Annotated in this window: 1 protein-coding gene; it reads left to right on the top strand. The window is 26.9% G+C overall.

The features are described from left to right. The first annotated feature begins 136 nt into the window (after nucleotides 1-136). A complete protein-coding gene (locus JX287_RS08515; RefSeq protein WP_204644450.1) occupies nucleotides 137-1528 on the top strand; it encodes an ISL3 family transposase in 1392 nt (463 codons plus the stop codon). Nucleotides 1529-1686: the final 158 nt, after the last annotated feature.

Here is a 1686-nt window from a genome sequence, read left to right on the forward strand (position 1 = left end):
GGCTCATCAAAAAATCGGACTGATGGAAAAATCAGTCCGATTAAATTATATACAAATTTGTAAAAAAACATAGAAAAAAACACAAATATCCGTTATAATTTAATCGACCAAAACTAAAGAAAGGAATATTTGTGTCATGATTAATTATAGTATAGATATAAAAAAATTACTAGGGGTATACGATAAAAATATTAAAATTAATGGAGTTGAAGACGTGACTTGTTCAAAACATGAAAACAGCCCTCTTCCTCCTAAAGTATTATTTAAAGTCGTTTATGCCAAACTTGAATACAAACATCATAAATGTGAAAAATGTGGTATCCAATGTAGTTCTAAAGTTATTAAAAATGGATGTAAAACTAGCCATATTAAACTACAAAAATGTGGAGGTTCAAATACATATCTTCACTTAGATAAACAACGTTATTATTGTAGAAATTGTAGTCAATACTCTACAGCTGAAACATCTATAACTAAAGGGAAATCTACTATTTCACTTGAATTAAAACGAGAAGTTATATACCGATTAACACTAGAAGCATCTAGAAAATCTATCGCTAGAGAATGTAATATAAGCGATATGACAGTATATAATATTCAAAAAGAATTGTTTGAATCAGAAACTAGAAGACCATCTTCTAAATTACCTGAATACCTATGTCTTGATGAATTCAGATCAACTAATGATGTAGAAGGTCATTTAAGTTTTATATATTGCGACGCTTTAACCCATAAGGTAATTGATATACTTACAAATCATAGGAAGGCTACTATAGTAAATCATTTTAAATCTAGGTATCCACTAAAAGAACGATTAAAAGTAAAAATGGTCTGCACAGACATGAATGTAGGATATATGGCTATGATTAAAGATATCTTCCCTAATGCCACTGTCATTATTGATAGATTCCATATAATACAAGCTCTAAATAATTCATTAAACAATCTTAGAATACGTGTTATGAAGAGATTTAATACTATTTTAAAAGATGATACTAAAGATGAAATTAAAGAAAAAGAACAAATTTATAAGCAATTCAAAGCATATTGGAAATTACTATTAAAGCGTGAAGATGAGGTATCGGTTGATGATTACGGAAAAAAAGATCACTTTAAACAATGGATTACAAGTAGAGAAATAGTGAAGCATCTTATTAACCAAGATGAAGTATTAAAGGATGCATATTATACGACTCAAATGCTTTTTGATGCATTTGACGCACGAAATTATAAAGGATTCTTCGATATCATTAACTCAAATAGAGGTACTATCGCTGAAGAATTCTCAGCTACTTTTGAAACATTTATTAATAATAAATCATATATTGAAAACTCATTGAGATATAATCTATCTAATGGACCTATAGAAGGTATCATTAATAAGGTTAAAAATATAAAGCGTACAGGTTATGGTTATAGAAATTTCTTCAGTCTTAAAGCTAGGATTCTAATTGTATTTAACCTTGGATATTCTAATACTGATAGAAATGTAAAAGAACTAATTGATTATGATAATTTAGCTGCTTAGAACTGGATTATATCATTCTCATAACTAAATTTATCGTTAAAAAATATAATTTCTTGAAATACAATTTCTTGACAAGATAAAATTCAAGAACTAAAATCTAATTTACAATGTTTAACTATTTAATTTCAATCAAAAAATTATCTTTTTAATATCTATTT

This window comes from Gemella haemolysans, from assembly GCF_901873445.1.
Taxonomy (GTDB): domain Bacteria; phylum Bacillota; class Bacilli; order Staphylococcales; family Gemellaceae; genus Gemella; species Gemella haemolysans_C.

Excerpts from the sequence above, each read along its gene's own strand:
- JX287_RS08515 (WP_204644450.1), top strand. The coding sequence starts at position 137 with ATGATTAATTATAGTATAGATATAAAAAAATTACTAGGGGTATACGAT.